We start from the raw sequence: 19,431 nt of genomic DNA on the forward strand, positions 1-19,431 counted from the left end.
TTGCGAATCGTGCTACTTTCTGGAGGATCAGGCAAAAGGTTATGGCCCTTATCCAATGATACACGTTCGAAGCAGTTCCTCAAGGTGCTTGAAGGACCTCAAGGGCAATCGGAATCAATGGTACAGCGTGTATGGCGGCAGCTGCAGCAAACGGGGTTGAGTGAACAGGTGACGATTGCTACGAGTAAGCCTCAAGTGGAAATTTTACGCAGTCAACTGGGAGAAGAAGTGGATCTGGTTGTTGAGCCAGAACGCAGGGATACCTTCCCGGCTATTGCTCTGACGGCTGTATATCTCTATTCGGTGCAAGGGGTAGGGCTGAATGAAACGGTAGCTATACTTCCGGTAGACCCATATGTGGAGGAATCTTTCTTTTACAAGGTTACCGAGCTAGAACAGGTGTTAGAAATTTCGGGTGCTGAATTGGCTTTGATTGGCGTACAGCCTACGTACCCTTCTGAAAAGTACGGTTATATTGTACCAGAACAACGATTAGCAACGAGGGATGAACCTATAGATTACGCCAAGGTATCCCGTTTTCAAGAAAAACCTCGCGAGGCTGAAGCGGCAGAGATGATCGAGCAATCTGCCCTTTGGAATTGCGGGGTTTTTGCGTTCAAGCTGAATTATCTGATTAATCTGCTGATCAAGCTTGAGCTGCCCATCCAGTATGAAGAGATGCTTAAGCAATATAGCAGACTGGAGAAAATCAGTTTCGACTATCAAGTCGTGGAAAAAGCATCTCAGATTGTCGTTACACCTTACGATGGATACTGGAAAGACTTGGGGACGTGGAATACGCTGACGGATGAGATGAGCACTAACATTGTGGGCAAGGGAGTCGTTACAGATAGTTCAGTAAACACACATCTGGTCAATGAGTTGAATATCCCGGTATGCGTACTGGGCGTTTCAAACGTGATTGTTGCTACGAGCCCGGATGGTATCTTGGTCAGCGAGAAAGAGTCAAGCCCACAAATTAAAGAACTTCTTAAAGATAGTACGGAACGTCCCATGTATGAAGAACGCCGCTGGGGCTGTTATAAAGTTCTTGATTATACACGGAATGCTCAGGGGGAAGAGGTACTCACCAAACGCATTATTATTGGGGCCGGTAAAAATTTATCTTACCAGTACCATCTGAAACGAAACGAAGTGTGGACAGTCGTTTCCGGGCAAGGTGAATTGATTCTCAACGGTGATATAAAACGGATTAATCAGGGCGATACCATTTCAATTCCGTCTGGCGGAAAACATAGTGTAAGAGCTATCACGGAACTTGAAATTATTGAAGTTCAGATGGGTAGCGAGTTGATCGAAGAGGATATTGTAAGAATTGAAATGGAATGGGCGGACATCATCCAAAATTGTGTGAACTGGGGGAAAACAAGATGAATATTGCGGTAATTGGAACAGGGTATGTAGGTCTTGTATCGGGAGTTTGCTTTTCTGAACTCGGCAATCGGGTCATCTGTGTAGATAACAATCAGGACAAGGTTGAAATGCTGAACGCAGGGGAAGTACCCATTTACGAGCCTGGACTCCAGGAACTCATGGTTGCCAACAAACGGGCAGGCAAATTATCCTTCACGTCCGATATCGCAGAGGCTATTCGTGAATCCGATATTATTTTTATCGCAGTCGGAACCCCCTCTTTACCAAACGGCGAGGCCAATCTGGGATTTGTTGAGCAAGTGGCAATCGAGATTGGTACCCATCTGGAGAGCTATAAAATTGTTGTGACCAAGAGCACAGTGCCTGTGGGCACTAATGATCGCGTAAGAGAGCTCATCCAGAGTATCTCCACTCAACCATTTGATGTGGCTTCGGTACCTGAATTTTTACGGGAAGGTTCGGCTGTTAAGGATACACTGAACCCGGATCGTATCGTGATTGGTACGGACAGTGAACGAGCGATTCAAGCGCTCAAGAAACTTCACCGCCCATTAACCGAAAACTTGATCATTACGGACATTCGGTCGGCAGAGATGATTAAGTACGCGTCCAATGCATTCCTCGCAACGAAAATATCATTTATTAACGAAATCTCGAATATATGTGAGAAGGTTGGCGCAGATGTTACACGTGTAGCGGAAGGCATGGGGTATGATAAACGGATTGGTTCCTCATTCCTGAAAGCTGGCATTGGCTATGGTGGTTCCTGTTTCCCGAAAGATACACAGGCACTGATTCAGATTGCAGGCCAAGTGGATTATGATTTCAGATTATTGAAATCCGTAGTTCAGGTGAATCAGGATCAACGTTTCAATGTGATTCGCAAGCTTGAGGAAATTTTTGGAACCCTTAGTGGTAGAACCATTGCTATCTGGGGTCTTGCTTTTAAGCCTGATACAGATGATGTCAGGGACGCACCAGCTATTGATATTATTAGGTATTTGATGGAGGCCGGGGCTATTGTTAAGGCGTATGATCCGATTGCCACAACTAACTTCCGCAGAGAAGTTGATGCCGCCTCGATTGTTTGGGAAGAAAACCCCCTTCATGCAGCTAAGGGAGCCGATGCCCTTTGCGTGCTGACCGAGTGGAAGGAGTTCTCCCAAATGAATCTGAAGGAGCTTGCAAGCATGATGAATGAAGCGATCATGATTGACGGACGTAACGTGTACAACAAGGAACAGATTAAAGCCTCCGGATTCCAGTATTATTCTATAGGTCGTCCTGGGCTTAACCACGCTGAAGGCAAAGCGGCAGCAATCATCTAAACGGAAGATCATCATAACGTGAGTGAGGAAATACCATGAAAAAGTGGATGAAAATTTCGATCTGGGTGGTTTCCATTTTCGTCATTGCAGTGTTTGGGTATGCGACGTATCTATATCAATCCGTCAAATCTACGGCTGATCAGATCTATGAGCCGCGTGATCCTGCTCAGCCCGTGTCCATCTCGGACAGTAGAGGCGGGCTGCCTGTTGATATTAATAGTAAAGAGCCCTTCAATGCTCTTATTCTCGGGGTGGATGAACGCCCGAACGATCCAGGGCGCTCGGATACTATGATCGTATTAAGTGTGAATCCTAGCAAAAAACAAGTGCTTATGTTTAATATTCCGAGGGATACACGAACCGAGATTGTAGGCCACAACACAGAAGACAAAATCAATCATGCTTATGCCTTCGGCGGTGTAGACATGTCGGTGAAAACCGTGGAACAGTTTCTGGATGCCCCTATTCACTATTACATGAAGGTGGACATGGAAGGCTTTGCGAAAATCATTGATTTGGTCGGCGGTGTGGACGTAAATAATCCGTTTGCATTCGATTACGACGGCCGACGTTATGAACAGGGAAATATTCATCTGGATGGTGTGGCTGCGCTTGGTTTTTCAAGAATGCGGTATGATGATCCCCAAGGAGACTTAGGTCGTAATGGAAGACAACGTGAAGTATTGAAGCAAATGATGAAAAATACAATGCAGTTCTCCAGTGTACTCAATCTTCAAAATATGCTGGATGAGCTCGGGACACACGTCAGGACGGATCTGACGTTTGATGAAATGAAGGAACTTATTCTGGATTACCGCAGTGATCTTGAACATATTGATACAGTGGAAATCAAGGGCAAGGGCGAAAAAATCAATGGTATTTACTATTACATTGTGGAACAACAGGAACGGGATCGCATTCATGGAATAATTCAGGAGAATTTGCAGAAATAAAAGGTTTTGGATTGGGCAACGAAAGTGGTGATGACAATACGGATGGAGGAGGGCTCCAGAAAAAGGAGACACGGACGCAAACGGAGATTATACGGTTTTATCTTGTCCTTGTTGCTGGTTGCAGTTTGGATTTTGGTGATTTGGTCCATGTCCAAGCAATCTTATCAACAGCAGACCATTCAGCCTTGGCTGCATCAATTGTCCGAAAACGTCAAAATCGGATTTGCCTTGCCTGATGTACACTTCACTTACGGAGAGAATGACTATTCATTGAGACAGAGACCGTATGATTTTGCCGAGTTTATCTTTCGCAAGAGTGCACACTTGTTTGTCTATGCTGTGCTCGCAGTACTTGTCTACGGTGGACTGCGATACAGGAAAATGCGAATGGTGACCTCCATCGCTGCTTCGCTGGTTGTGGTGGCTATAATAGCCTCGATCGATGAATATATACAGCAGTTCAGCCCCAATCGAACAAGTTCGATACGTGATATCGGCGTGGATCTGATCGGCGGCAGCTGCGGGATTGCATTATATGTAATGATGAAGGCAGTGATCCGTAAATTAAGGCCTCGCCGATATTCGAGTTCTTGAGGATGATCTTAAACAAAGGGATTTCCCAGGAAATGCTCTTGTTCCTCCAGCTTCTACTTTCCTGCTATTCATCATAAGAATGGAGTAGGACAGGAGGGACGAACATGCTGCGCAGACGCAATCGAAATGCCTTGTTCAAAAAGATCGGATTCATCGCACTTGTGCTGTTGCTGCTATGGTTAATAGGCAGAACGATCCCATATCTCTTTCGTGCAGATGCGCCGGACGACGCTGCTTCGGTGGTTGAAGAGTTTTACAAGTACGAGCAGGCGGGCGATTTCGGCAGCTCATGGGAACTGTTTCACCCATTGATGAAAGAGCGTTTCTCCAAAAGTGCTTATTTACAGTCCAGGGCTCATATCTTCATGCAGCATTTTGGCGTGGAAACCTTTGAGTTTGAGATGGAAAAGCCCGAGCGGGAATTTGATGTAACGGTTATGGATGGCGTAAAGCCATTTCCCGAGGCATACAAGGTCGGAATAACCATGAAGTACAGAAGTACTTTTGGGCAATTAGACATTGTACAGACCTGTTACGTCGTGCAGGATGGACAGGAGTGGACACTGCTCTGGTATTACCCTGGCAAGGGCGAGGAACAGCATTCAAGTAAGAGCAGCGAGTGATTCCCATGATGTGGGATGGTAGTTTAATATACACCCATACTTTGCATCATATTGTATCATTGTTCCTATTTTAAGCTCTATAAATGCGAGACTTTTGTCGCATTTATAGAGCTTTTTTTGTGTTTCACTCTATTTTAAAGCCGTAAAGGGCTTGACAACCGTCCCGGGGTCAAGTAAATTACGAGATAGATACAAAATGTATCAAAATTCAGCTTCTAACGACAAATAACAGGGACTACATTGCTCCTTGTTGAGGGGAAGGAATTTCTGTGATCGAAACGAGCCGCTTTTACTGTGTCAGTTGTGGGATGATTGTGTCGGTTGGTAGAGGCTCTGTCGAATTAAAGGAAGAGGGCTATGGAGGCAATCACGTATTTCGCACCGGATTTTACCGGAGTGAGATGCCGCTTGGATGCTGTGGAGCGTGTCAGATCCATATGAAGCGTAAGGAGAACACCCAGTTTACGGGACATTATACCAAAGATTATGATACACTATGTTCATATGAGAGGCGGGCATGAGTCATTAGCCTGTCGATGAGGGAGGGAATTGCATGCAGCAGGAGCCGGTCGTCCGACTTCAGGGCGTCAGTAAAATCATATCTTCCCGATCGTTGGTCAGCGACCTGACTCTGGATATTTCTCCGGGGCAGGTTTTTGGTTTTTTAGGGCCTAATGGTGCCGGGAAAACAACAACGATCCGGATGATGGTTGGACTTATGTCCATCAGTAAGGGAGATATTTTCATCTCGGGACATAGTATCAAAAATGAATTCGAGCAGGCGGTGGCCCAGGTAGGTGCCATTGTAGAGAATCCGGAAATGTACAAATTTCTCACCGGATATCAGAACCTCGTCCATTTTGCCCGTATGTCGCCAGGGATTACCAAGGAACGCATTGCGGAAACCATTGAGCGTGTGGGGCTTACCGCCCGTATTCATGATAAGGTGAAAACCTATTCTCTGGGCATGCGTCAGCGTCTTGGTGTCGCTCAGGCCATATTACATAAGCCGAAGCTGCTTGTGCTGGATGAGCCAACCAACGGCCTTGATCCGCAAGGGATTCGGGAACTACGGGATTATCTTCGTCAGCTCACCCGAGAAGAAGGCATTACGGTCTTTGTGTCCAGTCACCTGTTGTCAGAGATGGAACTCATGTGTGATACGGTCGCCATTATCCAGAATGGTAAGTTGATTGACGTGAGAAACCTCAAAGCTGAAGCTGGAGCGGATGCACTCGCGGAAGTGGCCTTTGAGGTGAATGATACACAGCGTGCTTCAGAACTTATTCAGGATGCGACTGTTCAAGGTAACATGCTTGTGGTGCGTCTATCGCGTGACCAGATTCCGGATTTCAATGCCAGACTGGTAAGCGAAGGTATACAGGTATACGGTATCCGCAACGTAACACATACACTCGAAGATCAATTTTTACAAGTGACTGGGGGCGGAGGTATTGCCTAACTTTGGAAATCTGTTGTTGAATGAAAATATGAAAATCTTCCGGCGTCCCCGTACCTGGATTATGCTTTCGTTCCTAGCATTAATTTCACTGCTGCTTCCGGTGCTGCTGAGAGAAGGCATGGGAGGTGGTGACGTTTACTTCTGGGAAGCGGCAATAACGACGGTTCAGATTGTATTCTTCCTGAATACCATCTTCTGTGTGGTCATTGCGGCTGAAGCGGTAGCTGGTGAATTCACATGGGGCACAATTAAACTGCTGCTTATTCGTCCGTGGTCACGTAGCAAAATCCTGGCTTCAAAATACATTACGGTTCTGGGATTCAGTCTGCTCAGTACAGTGCTCATTCTCTTGCTCGCAACGGGAATGTCCTATGTTCTATTCTCCCATGATGGAAGTGCAGCTGGAGGCGTAACCTCGGCATCGTATGCCTTTACGTTATGGGCATACCTGTATGTTGATCTGTTTATTACGCTGGCCATTGCCTTTATGGTCTCCTCCGTGTTTCGTTCGGGAGCACTGGCCATTGGCCTGTCACTATTTATTATGTTTACCCAGAGTATCTTTGCCTTGATCTTCAATCCGGCTCGCTATGACTGGGCCAAATATGTACTATTTAATAACATGGATCTCAGCCGGTATATGAATTCGGGAATGGACCTCGGATTGTTCGGCGGGGGGAACGAGGGAATGACCCTTGGCTTCTCGGTTGCCGTACTCGCCGTGTACTATGTGATTTTTATGGTTGTTTCGTGGGTTGTATTCAGCAAAAGAGATGTGGCAGGCTAACCGCCTGCTTCTTTTTTTTGCTCATTTTTCATCGGCAAGAGAAAGGCCCTTCACGTTAACTGACATGCAATGTGGCAATACTTGCATTAAAGGGTACATATAATCAGGTGACTAAAGAAGGTGCACCAGATTATAGCCAGTGCTGGCAGAGCAGTGTATGGAGGGATCAATTTCTTGATAAACAACAAGTTCTACCGAATTTGCACAGCCATTATTTTGCTGCTGCTCATTGTGTATTTGGGAGATAAGGTGAATTTTATTTTCAGCCCGTTAACATCACTAATACATATCATTATTATTCCGCTGTTAATCGCGGGCTTTTTCTATTATTTGCTTCGGCCGCTCGTTGATTTCATGGAACGACATCGGTTGAAAAGGGCTCTATCCGTTCTGATTATTTATGTTGTGATTGCCCTGCTGATAGCCGGGTTTAGCGTGCTTATATGGCCGTCACTTCGTGAGCAGCTGTGGAACTTTATTGAAAATACGCCAGCTCTGATAGCCTCACTTAGTGCACAACTAAACGAAATGGAAAAAAGCGGATTCCTGTCCAAATACTTGCCGGAGGACTCGGATCTTGTTTCAAGATTTTCCGAATTCCTGACACAGGGAATTACACAGGTTAGTGATTATCTCTCAGGCCTGTTCTCGGTTGTATCCAATCTGGTCATTATTTTGGCCACCTTTCCAATTATGCTGTATTACATGCTTAAGGAAGGCAGCAAGTTTGGCACCAATCTCACCTTGCTTTTGCCGAGACGTTATCGGAAGGATGGAGAAGAGACCGTTCACGAAATAGATGAAGCGCTGAGCAATTTTATTGTTGGGCGAGTTATTGTCAATGTTGCACTCGGGATCCTGATGTACATTGGTTTTCTTATCCTTGGTTTACCATATGCGTTATTACTGACGGCTGCTTCCATCATATTGAACTTTATTCCTTATGTGGGTGCAATATTGGCAGCGATACCTGTCGTGATTGTGGCCTTTATTGAATCTCCGTCAATGGCGATCTGGTCTCTGATCATTATTGTCGTTGCCCAGCAGATTCAAGATAACCTGATATCTCCCTATGTATATGGCAAGCAGCTGGATATACATCCGCTGACAACGGTTATTCTGTTGCTCGTGGGTGCCGACCTGTGGAACATTTTGGGTATGATTATCATTATTCCGCTATATATGATCCTGAAAATTATAGTTCGCAAAATCCATTATCGGATTGTCGAAGATAAGACTGAACTTTGAATGGAATGTAAAATACAACACGGTCATGTGCCTCCACTCATATTTGCTCATCAATGACATAAGACTAAGCTCATGAAGATAAGCCGCATATCAATGGTGAAGGGTTAGGTAAGCCTGCCCCTGCAATTGATATGCGGCTTTATTTCCATGCGCATTGCCCCTTTATGTTATATCTGTTATACTTGATATATAACAGATGACAAAGAAGAAGGTGAACCCTTGATTATTCAACTTGACATGCAGTCCGAGCTTCCCATTTATTCTCAACTGGTTTATCAAATTATCGAAGGCATTGCTAGTGGTGAGCTGCAGCTAGGTGAGGCGCTACCTTCAGTTCGGAATTTGGCAGCAGATATTGGTGTTAACCTTCATACGGTCAATAAGGCATATACACTACTCAAGCAAGATGGGTACATACTAATTCACAGACAAAAGGGAGTTGTCGTAAACCCTGATGGAATGCCTGGTCTAACGGATGATTTTTTGAAAAAGCAGCAAGGTGAATTAAGACCGATTATTGCCGAAGCGATATGTCGAGGCATGACCAAAGAGGAATTGTCTGCGGTATTAGATCAAATCTATGATGATGTGAAGATGGGGCACAACAAGGACTAAACGAATAAGGGAGTGTGTTATGTATGCAATTATTTAGTATCTTATCTGTCATCTTAATCTTTGCTCCATTAGCCGTACTTCTATCCTTTACACCTTATCTAACAAGGGAAACCATTAGCTTTGGCGTTACGGTAAGTGAATATAATTATTATACACCCATTCTACGTACGTAAGTTACGTAAAACGTTTGCTGCAGTAAGTCTGATCGGAAACGGGTTGGTTATAGTTGTCTGCCTATTTTTACTCCGATCTGCCAATGAAGAGTCTACTGCAATAATTACCGGTGTTTGCACCATGATGTTCGTTGTGTACTGGGTGGCACTACATTTATTTTTTCATTTCAAGATGAAAAGGTTAAAGGGAACACTTCCACCTGCAGAAGCACCTCAACGGGTTAAAATTGATACCACCTTCCGCCAAAATAAGCTCACGTATTCCAACTATTGGTTTCTAATTCATCTGGCTATTATTGCAGCCGTTGCGATCATTTCGATCCTGAATTATGATGCACTACCTAACGTTATTCCCATGAAATACGATCTTCAGGGCAATGTCACATCAAGTGTGCCTAAAACCTACCTTTCAGTATTGGCTATTAATCTGGTACAGCTAGGAGTAATTGCACTCCTGATGCTGGTTAACTGGAGTATTAAAACAAGCAAACAACAGCTTGCCACGAGAGATCCTGCCCAATTTGCTGCTAAAAATATTCAATTCCGCCGTAAGTGGTCCCTATTTACGATCATTACAGGGTTGCTTCTTACCATCTTATTTGCCTTCATTCAGATAAATATGTTCGTTCCTAATCAGGTCTTGTTAACAGCGATTAGTCTGATCACCTCAGTGGGAATCTTATTAGGCGCTATATTGCTGTCTCTCACAGGCAGACAAGGCGGCGGGAAAATTCGTAATCATCAAGAGGATAGCGAACGCTCTAAGGAGCAGCCTGTGAACGATGATGAATATTGGAAGCTTGGTTTTATTTACTTCAATGCGAGTGATCCTTCTTTTACTGTAGAGAAACGTTATGGAATAGGCTGGACGATTAATTTCGCTCGTCCACTATCTTGGGTCCTGTTGTTACTTATCATTGCTATTGTTGTTATAAGCAGAGTTCTGAGCCAATAAATGCTCATAGATCTATGCATATCCTAAAATGATTAGGAGGAGTTATTACGATGAACAATTGGAAAAAGCTATTATGTTCTCTTACTTTCGTATGCCTTATCCTGCCGGTAACATCCATCTCAGCAGCTGCTGAGAAACCTGTTGATCATGAAAATCTAGTTCCTGTTCGTGAGATTGCAGTAAAGAATGGGGCAGAGGTATCCTGGCAGCAAAACACAGGACAAATTACAATACGAAAAAATGAACTTACGATTGTAGTTAAGGTAGGGGAGAAACAGGCGATGGTGAATGGGCAATTCATTCCCTTAGATCATCCTGTTCAGTTAACGAAAGGGGTTACCTTTATGGATGGGGGATTTCTTACCGAGGCACTGAAGGCAGCACCTGAGGATATATTCATTTCACTTATAAGTGAAGGGGATGGCAAGGAGGCAGCCAAGTATGTTCATACCTCTGTGAGTGGAGTGTTGTCACCCGCGTTATTGAGTCAGCTATGGTCAGCATTAGAAGGTCAAAATGGGAAAATGACAAATAAAGCCATAGCGAAGCAAGTAGAGAACAACTCAGTGCATCGCAATGTCACATATACTTTTGAAACAGAGCTTACTAGTGTAAATATTACGGTCAGAATGAATCATGACGGACTGGTGGATGACTTGTATGTTGGCGTGGCCACTCCAAATGTTTATCAAAAGCCAAGCTACGACGATCCATCTGCGTATACAGAACAAAAGATTAAGGTCGGTCAGGGTGATCTGGCTTTACCAGGGACATTAACCTTGCCCAAGGGAGAGGGACCTTTCCCGGTTGTCATTCTGGTACACGGTTCAGGGGCTAGCAATCAAGATGCTGCCATTGGTGGGGCAAAGCCATTTCGCGATCTTGCGGTAGGTTTAGCTTCACAGGGAGTTGCTGTATTAAGATACGATAAAGTCACATATGAGCACACTTATAAGGTCGCTTCACAGCCAAAATTCACATTAAAACAAGAAAGCGTAGATAGGGTAACCGATGCAGTAGAATTACTTCAAAAGAATGCACATATTGATTCTACAGCGATTTTTGTAGCTGGACATAGCCAAGGCGGGTTTGCAATGCCGTTAATCATTGCTGAGGATAAACAACATGATATTGCAGGAAGCATCCTACTTGCAGCACCAAGTAGCAGCTTTGTGGATGTGCTTACCGAGCAGCAGGACGAATTGGTAGACCGGATGAAGCAGCTTGGTTTAGACACGAAGATCATTAAGGAACAAGCTGATTTTTATAAAAATGTTGCTGCGATCGTTAAAGATCCTCAATATTCTGTAGATCATCTTCCTGAGGCGTTCCCACTTCAACCTGCTTATTGGTGGTTTGAGCAGAGAGATTATGTGCCTGCGGAACTGGCTAAAACACAAAATATCCCCATGCTTATTCTACAAGGTGAAAATGATGTGCAGGTGTCTATGGATCAATTCCAGTATTGGAAAACGGCTCTTCAGGGTCATTCCAATGTAACGTACAATAGCTATCCAAAGGTAAATCATCTGTTATCCACCTATGATGGACTTTCGGTTGGTCAAGAGTACGCTGAGCCATCTAATGTCTCCAGCGCCATTATCGATGATATTGCGAAGTGGGTATTAAACGTTGAGTGATAACATGGGGAAGTGACATATTGAACGGGAAATAATAAGAAGAGCACTTACCAATGTTGGCAAGTGCTCTTCTTATTATTTCTATTATAACCACAGGTGTTTAACTGTGACGATTAATAACTCTTTTCGGTTTCATCATCTGAATATTCAGACATGACGAGCGGCTCTTTAGGTACAACAGCCACCTTATAGAATCGGTTTTTATCCTTTTCCAGAAGAACAAACGTCAGGTTTTCAAACTCATACTCATCCTGCTCGTTCATTTCCGGGCGATGGCTGTAGAGCCATCCGCCAATGGTATCCCACTCATCGGCATCGAGGTTCGACATAAACATGTCATTCACCTTCGACAGGGATACCTTCCCATCCATAATGACATAGTTCTCATTGATGATCTGGATATCTTCCACTTCGTCCGCATCGAATTCGTCCCGAATTTCGCCGACAATCTGTTCAAGCACATCTTCAATCGTTACGATCCCTGATGTGCCGCCATATTCGTCGACCAGCACAGCAATATGAACGCCATCCTTCTGCATTTTCTTGAGCAGATCCTTCACCGGAGTCGTTTCGTGAACAGCAGATACGGGCTGGATCAGGGAAGACAGATCGACAGGTTCGTCGTTTCCATAGAGCTCAAGGAAGAACTGTTTGGTATTGATGATGCCAATGATATCGTCCTTGCTCTCATTCACAACCGGGAACCGGGTGTACTGCTCTTCCCGGATAATTTCCAGGTTTTCTTCATTTGTTTTATTGACATAAAGGCAGACCATATCGGTCCGGGGTACCATGATTTCTTTGGCGAGCATCTCATCAAAAGCAAAGATCCGGCTGACATAACCGAACTCCGCCTGATTAATTTTACCGCTTTCGAAGCTTTCATTAATGATAATTTGCAGTTCTTCTTCTGAGTGCGCCTCTTCATGCTCGGACGCAGGCTTGATTCCAAACAATTTGACCAGTTGATTCGCCGAGCCGTTCAACAGCCAGATAAAAGGATACATAATTCGGTTAAACCAGATGATAGGTGTAGACGTTAGCAGAGCAACCGTTTCAGCTTTGCGGATTGCAATCGTTTTGGGAGCTAGTTCACCAACCACAACATGCAAGTATGTAATGGCAACAAAGGCAATAACAAACGATAAGAATGATGAGAGCGCCTCAGGCATACTTAAACTTTCAAACACAGGGTGGAGAATCTTCTCTACCGTCGGTTCACCAAGCCATCCAAGACCGAGGGATGTAATGGTAATCCCGAGCTGACATGCGGACAGATATCCATCCAGGTTGGCGACAGCCTGTTTGACAGCCAGAGCACGCTTGTTTCCTTCTGCAATCATTTGATCAATCCGGCTTGGACGAATTCGTACCAGGGCGAATTCCACCGCAACGAAAAATGCTGAAAATCCTATCAAAATCGCAACCAATACTAAATTTAACGCATACCTCTCACTGTCCATTCACTACTCTTCTCCTTTAGGTAATAAGTTTTTAACGAATATTATATCGAATTTATAGCCAGAAGACCACCTTCAGGGGAGCTGAAGAGGAAGACTATGGAAGGGCAATTGCCCAAAACGGCGCTGTGACGCGGTTTCTCAGACGCAATGAAGAATATGTAGATGCAAACACAGTCAGAATAGACAACCATTTCTGAGGAAACGGAGGACAAAAAAGCCTAAGGGTAGTTTGTGTATGTAAAGTTTTATCTATGCGAACGTTACGAATGGACCTAACATTGGGTATCTATGATTAGCCGTATGCTTTATCGTCAAAGCTGTTGAAGTGAGAGAGAAAGCAGGAGATTGTCATCAAGGGGGAAGCCGGATGTTTTGGCTGGTCATTATTTTAGTTATTTTTATTTTCCAGGCAGCCACCATTATCATATTGGAGTTCAGAAATCCGTCTAAAGCGGTGGCCTGGCTGTTTATTTTGTTTTGCGTGCCTCCGATTGGGTTTATCGTGTATTACTTCGTGGCACAGGATTTCAATAAGCGAAAAAAAGTGCGCAAAGCCGGATCCAGAATTTTCAGGGAGATTAAGGATACGATTTGGGAGCAGGCTCATATTGTGAAGGAAGCAGCCGAAATGCCGGACAATCGCTTTATGCATCAGCAAAGGCTGTTTAATTTGCTGTCCCACCTGTCGGAGAGCCCCATCACGGGCTGTAACCGAAGCAGAGTATTAACGAACGGGAAAGAGGCCTTCCCGGCCATGTTAAGGGAAATGGAGAAGGCGAAGCATCATCTGCATGTGGAGTTTTACATTTTTCGCGATGATGCAATCAGTACCAAATTCCAGGAAGTCATGATTCGCAAGGCACGTGAGGGCGTGAGAGTCCGGTTTATCTGTGATGGTCTGGGCAGCCATAAAATGAGCTTGGGTTTCATCCGTAAGCTTCAGGACGCCGGGGTGGAATTCCATTACTTCCTTCCACCGCTGATTGCCACCATTGATCGCAGGGTCAATTACCGGAATCATCGGAAGATTATCGTCGTAGATGGAAAGGTTGGATTCGTAGGCGGCATTAATGTGGGGGACGATTATCTCGGGAAATACCCGAAAATGGGGTTCTGGCGGGATACGCATATGCAGCTGGAAGGAGATGCCGTTTATTTTCTGCAAAACACATTTCTTAACGACTGGAAGCTTGCTTCCGGCGAGCAGATAACCGAAGCACAGCTGAAGGAACTGTTCCCACCTCATATATGCAGCGGAAATGAGAAAATTCAAATTTTGGCCAGTGGTCCCGATCAGGAATGGGATGCGATTCAGGAAATGTGTTTTGGGGCCATCTCGGTTGCCTGTGACCGGATTTATATTACAAGCCCTTATTTCATTCCGGATCCAGCCCTGTATGAAGCGCTTAAAACTGCAGCTGTCAGCGGGGTGGACGTTAAAATCATCATTCCGTACGAATCCGATTCCCGTCTCGTTCACTTGGCTTCCCTCTCATATGTGGAGGAACTGCTCCGGGCCGGGGTGGAATTTTATCAATATCGGAAAGGGTTCATACATGCCAAGGTAATGATTGTCGATGAATTGCTTGCTACTGTGGGAACAGCGAACATGGATATGCGCAGTTTTTTCTGCAACTTCGAACTGACAGCCGTGCTGTTTGAGTCATCCTCCATGGATCGTTTGGTCGGGGATTTTGAGCGGGATTTGAAGGTGTCCAGCAAGATCGACCTGAAGGCATTTCAGGAGCGTTCACGAGTGCAAAAAGGGGCGGAAATACTTTCTCGCATGCTTTCTCCGCTGCTTTAGCCGTTTTAGGTTCAATTTCTGAAGATAAATTCACTTTTTTTGAATTTATCTTCTTTTTGCTAACTATTTTGCTCAAATTTGATCTTTTATGATATAATAAATATATAAATCATGTCTTGGCGAAGGAGGGGAGTCTGCGGGAAACAGGCTCCCTTTTGCTCTCTTTTCGAAGTGTACACCTGAATTAAGACATATTTGAATCCATTTCATATAGCCTTTAGATGCTTATACAGAAGGGTGCGTATAGAGGTAAGCGAGATCGTTTTCTACTATATGTAGTTTCCCCGTTGGTATTTAAATGATTTATGAAATTGATTCACATATTGATCAAACGGGGGGGATACCATGTCCAATGTAACGGTTAAAGAAATAACATCGAAGCCGGATCGGAGTGTAAAAAGCTCGGTATTTACGCTGAAGCTCCTGCAACGTATTGTAATGATTTTGATTGGTGCCGCACTGATGGCCGTATCACTTGAAATATTTCTCGTGCCCAATGGTGTAATTGATGGTGGGATTACGGGGATCTCGATTATGGTGTCAGAGCTTACGCAGCTGCCGCTGGGGATTTTCCTGACCTTACTCAACTTGCCGTTTTTGATTTTGGGTTACAAACAAATTGGTAAAACGTTTGCGCTGTCCACATTGCTCGGTATCGTTGTCATGTCCATTGGAACGTCATTATTGCACCATGTTCCTGCATTGACGCCTGGTGAACCGCTGCTCGGGGCTGTCTTTGGCGGATTGATCCTGGGGGTCGGTGTGGGTCTCGTTATCCGGTCCGGGGGATCGCTTGATGGTACGGAGATTGTGGCCATCCTGCTTAGTGAGAAATCACCACTGTCGGTTGGGCAGATCGTTTTGTTCATTAACGTGTTTATTTTCGCAGGCGCGGGATTTGTATTCGGTTGGCCGAATGCCCTGTATTCCATGATCGCCTATTATATTGCAATGAAGATGATTGATATCGTCAACGAAGGTCTGGATCAGTCCAAATCGGTATGGATTATCAGTGAGAAATACCGGGATATCGGTTCAGCACTGACAGACCGCCTTGGTCGTGGCGTTACTTTCCTGGATGGAGAGGGCGGATTCAGCGGGGATGAGAAGAAAATTATCTTTGTGGTTATTACCCGTTTGGAAGAAGCGAAGCTGAAGTCGATCGTTGAAGATTGGGACCCGCAGGCCTTTGTGGCGATCGGTAACATTCATGACGTGAAGGGCGGACGTTTCAAGAAAAAAGGTATCCATTAGCGAGTCTTAATCTAAGAAGCTTATAATAACAAATGAAAAAATAGCCGGCGCCCTTGGTTTGAGGGATGCCGGCTATTTCTTTTTGAGATGCTGTGTAATTAATTCCACGGGCTGCGGCTCAACACTGGCAATGAGATCACCTACCTGCTGCAGCCGTTCCACAATATTCATCAAGTGATAATCCTTAACCGACACATTGTTCCGAACTTCATCCCACGTAAGCGGGGTGGATACGGTACCCTCGGGTTTAGCTCGAGGTGTATATGGTGCGGCCAGGGTTTTGCCGCCATAATGCTGCAGGTAATCAAAATAAATGCGGTCTCCGCGGTCCTTTTTGAGCCGCTCCAGTGTAAACAGATCCGGATGCTTCTGGGTGACGTACTTGCCGACAAAATGACCAATATCCCGCAGCTCATCAAAGGTGATGCCCTGACGGATGGGAACGATGATCTGTATGCCCGTGGCACCTGAAGTTTTGGGTACAGAACGGAGGCCAAGGGAAGTCAGCGTTTCGCCTACGATTAAAGCAGCCTGCATAATACGCGGCTCTTCTTCAAGAGAGGGGTCGAGATCAATCATCCATTCACATGGGAGATGGCTACCTACAGCATGTAAGGAGGGATGGAACTCCAGGGCGGCCAGATTGCCGAGCCACAGCAGTTCCGGAAGACCGTCCATGACGATATAGCGGATGCCTTCATGGATCTCGGTACGTACGAAATCAGGAATGGGTTCAGGAGCATTTTTTTGATAAAAAAATTCACCGCCTGCACCATGCGGATATCGGATGGTTGTCAGGAGGCGGTTCCTGGTGTACGTCAGCAGAAAGGGAGCAATAGCGGCAAGCTTCTGCAAATAGATGGCTTTCGTTACTCCTGCTTCAGGCCACAGCAGTTTATCCGGATTGGTTACAGTAAGCTCTATTCCTTCGATCGTAATGGTACCTTTGATCGTACGGGGCATATGGACGCCTCCTTTCATGATATAGATCTAAGCCAATATCACGCGCGTTTACTAAACTCCATTCGTGAGTTGGCTGGCAAGACAGTCTTCCCGAGATACTTCTGCGAATGCTTGTATACTCGGATGGCGTAGGGTGCGATGCTGGGTCAGTTCCATGTATTGCACTTTGACTCCGATCTGGGGCTTGATCCATGTCGTTTCGGAGCTTCGTTCGGGCACGTTATGGAACGGCCGCTCCTCTTGAATCAACGGTTCGACTTCCTCGGTCAGTTTACGCCAGCTGGCAGAGTTCAGTTTACCTGTGCCGACATGACCAATATAGACAAAATGAGGCCCATCATATACACCAACCGCAATGGCGTTAACAATGCCGCTCCGATAGGTAACCCCGCCAATCATGGCATATAGATCATGCATGATTTTAACCTTTTGCCAGCGCTGATCCTTGCCATTGATACCGTAGGTGCTTGTCAGGTCTTTACAGACAATCCCCTCCATCTGATGCTGTCTCATAACGGTGAGCAGAGAAGCCGCATCGGAGGTATTAGTCACCTCCTGAACGTGTGAGCCCGGGTTGAGGACACGATGCAGCAGACGCTGGCGTTCTGCAAGCGGTTGATCGGTGACCCATTTTCCATCACAGTACAAAATATCGAAAACCATATAAGTCACTGGAATCCGGTACATGGCTTGGGCGATCCCGTCTGGTTTGCTCATACGGTCCCGGCGCAGCACATGGTAAAAAGAAGGTTTTCCCGTTTCGGGGTCAAGCGCAATCACTTCGCCATCCAGAATGTAGGAGGGGACGCTGCACAGATTGCGGTCAGAGACCAGCTCTGGATACTGAACTGTCCGGTCGTGCAGTCTGCGGTTAATCAATCGGAGTTCATTGCCATCCTCGTACGCAAGCATGCGCACGCCATCCCATTTTACCTGGGCAATCCAGTTAGGTCCGTTTGGAATCCTGTCCCGAGATATAGGTTCAAAGGGGATCAGAGGCTTAAACATGTGCAGGCTCCTTTCGGGTGGCATTATTGAGCAAACGTAATCAGAAGTGCTTACCTGTTATAGCGTTCGCGTTTTGAAGCACGAGACTTTAATTTATGTACCAAAATAAGCAGCACAGGAAGTGCGATGCCGCATGTAAGATCCCAGTCAATCCAATAAGGGATAATGACTTTGAGATAAAAGACCTCATCCGGAGCGATCAGAATGGACATGGCCAAAATCAAAAGAGCTGCAGGCATGATCAGTGAACGGAAGCTTGTCAGTCGGAACAGGTTCGTAACCCCCAGGATAAAGCTGTAGAAGAACAGAATGCTTTTGAAATAAACGGCGATAATCCAGACGGATGCCATAAAGGCTTCAATCCGCTGCAGAAAATTGCCTATATTTATCTTTTGCGACAGCTGAAACGAGGCGAACCAGTGATGCTGCGTCATGAATGGCCCCATGACGAGCAGACAAATGGTCAGCGTCAGTGTAAGCATCAGGCCACCAATAAGTCCTGTCAGAAGAATATCCTTCTCCCAATGCGGCTCCTTCTTGGCATAGGGAAATAGCATCAGGAAGATGCACAACTCGCAATAAGGATAAGTTAGCACAGCGATAAAGCCTCGAAATGGATCGACCAAGCCATGGGCAAGAACAGGCTGGATGTTGTCCAGCTTCAAGTGAGGCAGCAGACAAACCGTCAGAATAACCAGAAAAAATACGACCAAGGGAAGAAAGAGCTCTGAACTCCTGGCTATACACTCCAGTCCGCATATGAGTCCCCATACGAGGGAGCAGACAAAGAGCAGATGCACAACCAAGAGCGGTGATTCGCTCAAAATCTGGGTAGACATGAAATCCCCGATTTCTCTGACAAATGTCGATGTGCTTATCAAAAAGTAAAACAAATAAAAACAGCTGAACAAGGCCCCGATCCAAGGTCCGAATGTTCGAAGTGCATTTTCGATCAGATTGAGTTTGGGGTGAAGCTTATAGGTGACCAAAAAAATGGACAGAATCCCCATACCCCCGGCGACACCGAGTAAAGCGGATATCCAAGCATCTTCGTGGGCGAATGAGGTGATCATGGCCGGAAATACAAGTATTTGTTCACCAATTGTGCAGAGGAACATTAAGGCAGCAAGCTGCCTTACAGTCAGACGTCCCTTTTCAACCAT

17 protein-coding genes are annotated in these 19,431 nt (G+C 45.4%); 13 read left to right on the plus strand and 4 right to left on the minus strand.

Annotated features, from left to right (window positions below):
* From AC3RCI_RS06095 to AC3RCI_RS06145, 11 genes are all read left to right on the plus strand, one after another.
* On the plus strand, window positions 1-1,395 hold the full coding sequence (locus AC3RCI_RS06095) for a sugar phosphate nucleotidyltransferase (RefSeq protein WP_492528022.1): 1,395 nt from the start codon (window positions 1-3) through the stop codon (window positions 1,393-1,395).
* Window positions 1,392-2,723, plus strand: a complete 1,332-nt coding sequence (locus tag AC3RCI_RS06100; RefSeq protein WP_336781120.1) for a UDP-glucose dehydrogenase family protein — start codon at window positions 1,392-1,394, stop codon at window positions 2,721-2,723. The genes AC3RCI_RS06095 and AC3RCI_RS06100 overlap by 4 nt, the downstream gene beginning before the upstream one ends.
* A gap of 35 nt (window positions 2,724-2,758) precedes the next feature.
* Complete coding sequence (locus tag AC3RCI_RS06105) at window positions 2,759-3,676, plus strand: LCP family glycopolymer transferase (RefSeq protein WP_336781119.1); 918 nt, start codon at window positions 2,759-2,761, stop codon at window positions 3,674-3,676.
* Between the two features lie 42 nt (window positions 3,677-3,718).
* A complete protein-coding gene (locus tag AC3RCI_RS06110; protein WP_492471745.1) occupies window positions 3,719-4,270 on the plus strand; it encodes a VanZ family protein in 552 nt (183 codons plus the stop codon).
* Window positions 4,271-4,374: 104 nt separating this feature from the next.
* On the plus strand, window positions 4,375-4,893 hold the full coding sequence (locus tag AC3RCI_RS06115) for a hypothetical protein (protein WP_492471604.1): 519 nt from the start codon (window positions 4,375-4,377) through the stop codon (window positions 4,891-4,893).
* A gap of 553 nt (window positions 4,894-5,446) precedes the next feature.
* On the plus strand, window positions 5,447-6,355 hold the full coding sequence (locus tag AC3RCI_RS06120; RefSeq protein ID WP_154892635.1) for an ABC transporter ATP-binding protein: 909 nt from the start codon (window positions 5,447-5,449) through the stop codon (window positions 6,353-6,355).
* A complete protein-coding gene (locus tag AC3RCI_RS06125) occupies window positions 6,348-7,142 on the plus strand; it encodes an ABC transporter permease (protein WP_492528024.1) in 795 nt (264 codons plus the stop codon). Before AC3RCI_RS06120 ends, AC3RCI_RS06125 begins: the two co-directional genes overlap by 8 nt.
* A gap of 174 nt (window positions 7,143-7,316) precedes the next feature.
* Window positions 7,317-8,390: an AI-2E family transporter gene (locus AC3RCI_RS06130; protein ID WP_336781116.1), complete on the plus strand. Its 1,074-nt coding sequence runs from the start codon at window positions 7,317-7,319 to the stop codon at window positions 8,388-8,390.
* A gap of 219 nt (window positions 8,391-8,609) precedes the next feature.
* Window positions 8,610-9,005, plus strand: a complete 396-nt coding sequence (locus AC3RCI_RS06135; protein ID WP_336781115.1) for a GntR family transcriptional regulator — start codon at window positions 8,610-8,612, stop codon at window positions 9,003-9,005.
* A gap of 294 nt (window positions 9,006-9,299) precedes the next feature.
* Complete coding sequence (locus AC3RCI_RS06140) at window positions 9,300-10,133, plus strand: DUF1648 domain-containing protein (protein WP_492528027.1); 834 nt, start codon at window positions 9,300-9,302, stop codon at window positions 10,131-10,133.
* Window positions 10,134-10,183: 50 nt separating this feature from the next.
* Window positions 10,184-11,773, plus strand: a complete 1,590-nt coding sequence (locus AC3RCI_RS06145) for an alpha/beta hydrolase family protein (protein WP_492528029.1) — start codon at window positions 10,184-10,186, stop codon at window positions 11,771-11,773.
* Between the two features lie 113 nt (window positions 11,774-11,886).
* Here AC3RCI_RS06145 and AC3RCI_RS06150 read toward each other — a convergent pair whose 3' ends face one another.
* Entirely contained in the window at window positions 11,887-13,236 is a 1,350-nt protein-coding gene (locus AC3RCI_RS06150; protein WP_336781112.1) for a hemolysin family protein, read from the minus strand.
* A gap of 367 nt (window positions 13,237-13,603) precedes the next feature.
* On the opposite strand from AC3RCI_RS06150, the gene cls reads away from it, so the two are divergent.
* Together cls and AC3RCI_RS06160 are read left to right on the plus strand one after the other, a co-directional pair.
* Window positions 13,604-15,043, plus strand: coding sequence for a cardiolipin synthase (gene cls / locus AC3RCI_RS06155; protein ID WP_154892631.1), 1,440 nt, complete (start codon window positions 13,604-13,606; stop codon window positions 15,041-15,043).
* Window positions 15,044-15,388: 345 nt separating this feature from the next.
* On the plus strand, window positions 15,389-16,297 hold the full coding sequence (locus tag AC3RCI_RS06160) for a YitT family protein (protein ID WP_492528031.1): 909 nt from the start codon (window positions 15,389-15,391) through the stop codon (window positions 16,295-16,297).
* 72 nt (window positions 16,298-16,369) lie between these two features.
* Here AC3RCI_RS06160 and ligD read toward each other — a convergent pair whose 3' ends face one another.
* The 3 genes from ligD to AC3RCI_RS06175 are packed head-to-tail and all read right to left on the minus strand — an operon-like array spanning window position 16,370 to window position 19,431.
* Complete coding sequence (gene ligD, locus AC3RCI_RS06165) at window positions 16,370-17,260, minus strand: non-homologous end-joining DNA ligase (RefSeq protein WP_492528033.1); 891 nt, start codon at window positions 17,258-17,260, stop codon at window positions 16,370-16,372.
* A 51-nt stretch (window positions 17,261-17,311) separates the two neighbouring features.
* Window positions 17,312-18,268, minus strand: a complete 957-nt coding sequence (locus tag AC3RCI_RS06170) for an ATP-dependent DNA ligase (protein ID WP_336781110.1) — start codon at window positions 18,266-18,268, stop codon at window positions 17,312-17,314.
* 50 nt (window positions 18,269-18,318) lie between these two features.
* A complete protein-coding gene (locus tag AC3RCI_RS06175; protein WP_492528035.1) occupies window positions 18,319-19,431 on the minus strand; it encodes a GerAB/ArcD/ProY family transporter in 1,113 nt (370 codons plus the stop codon).

This window comes from Paenibacillus sp. MT124 (genome assembly GCF_058792755.1).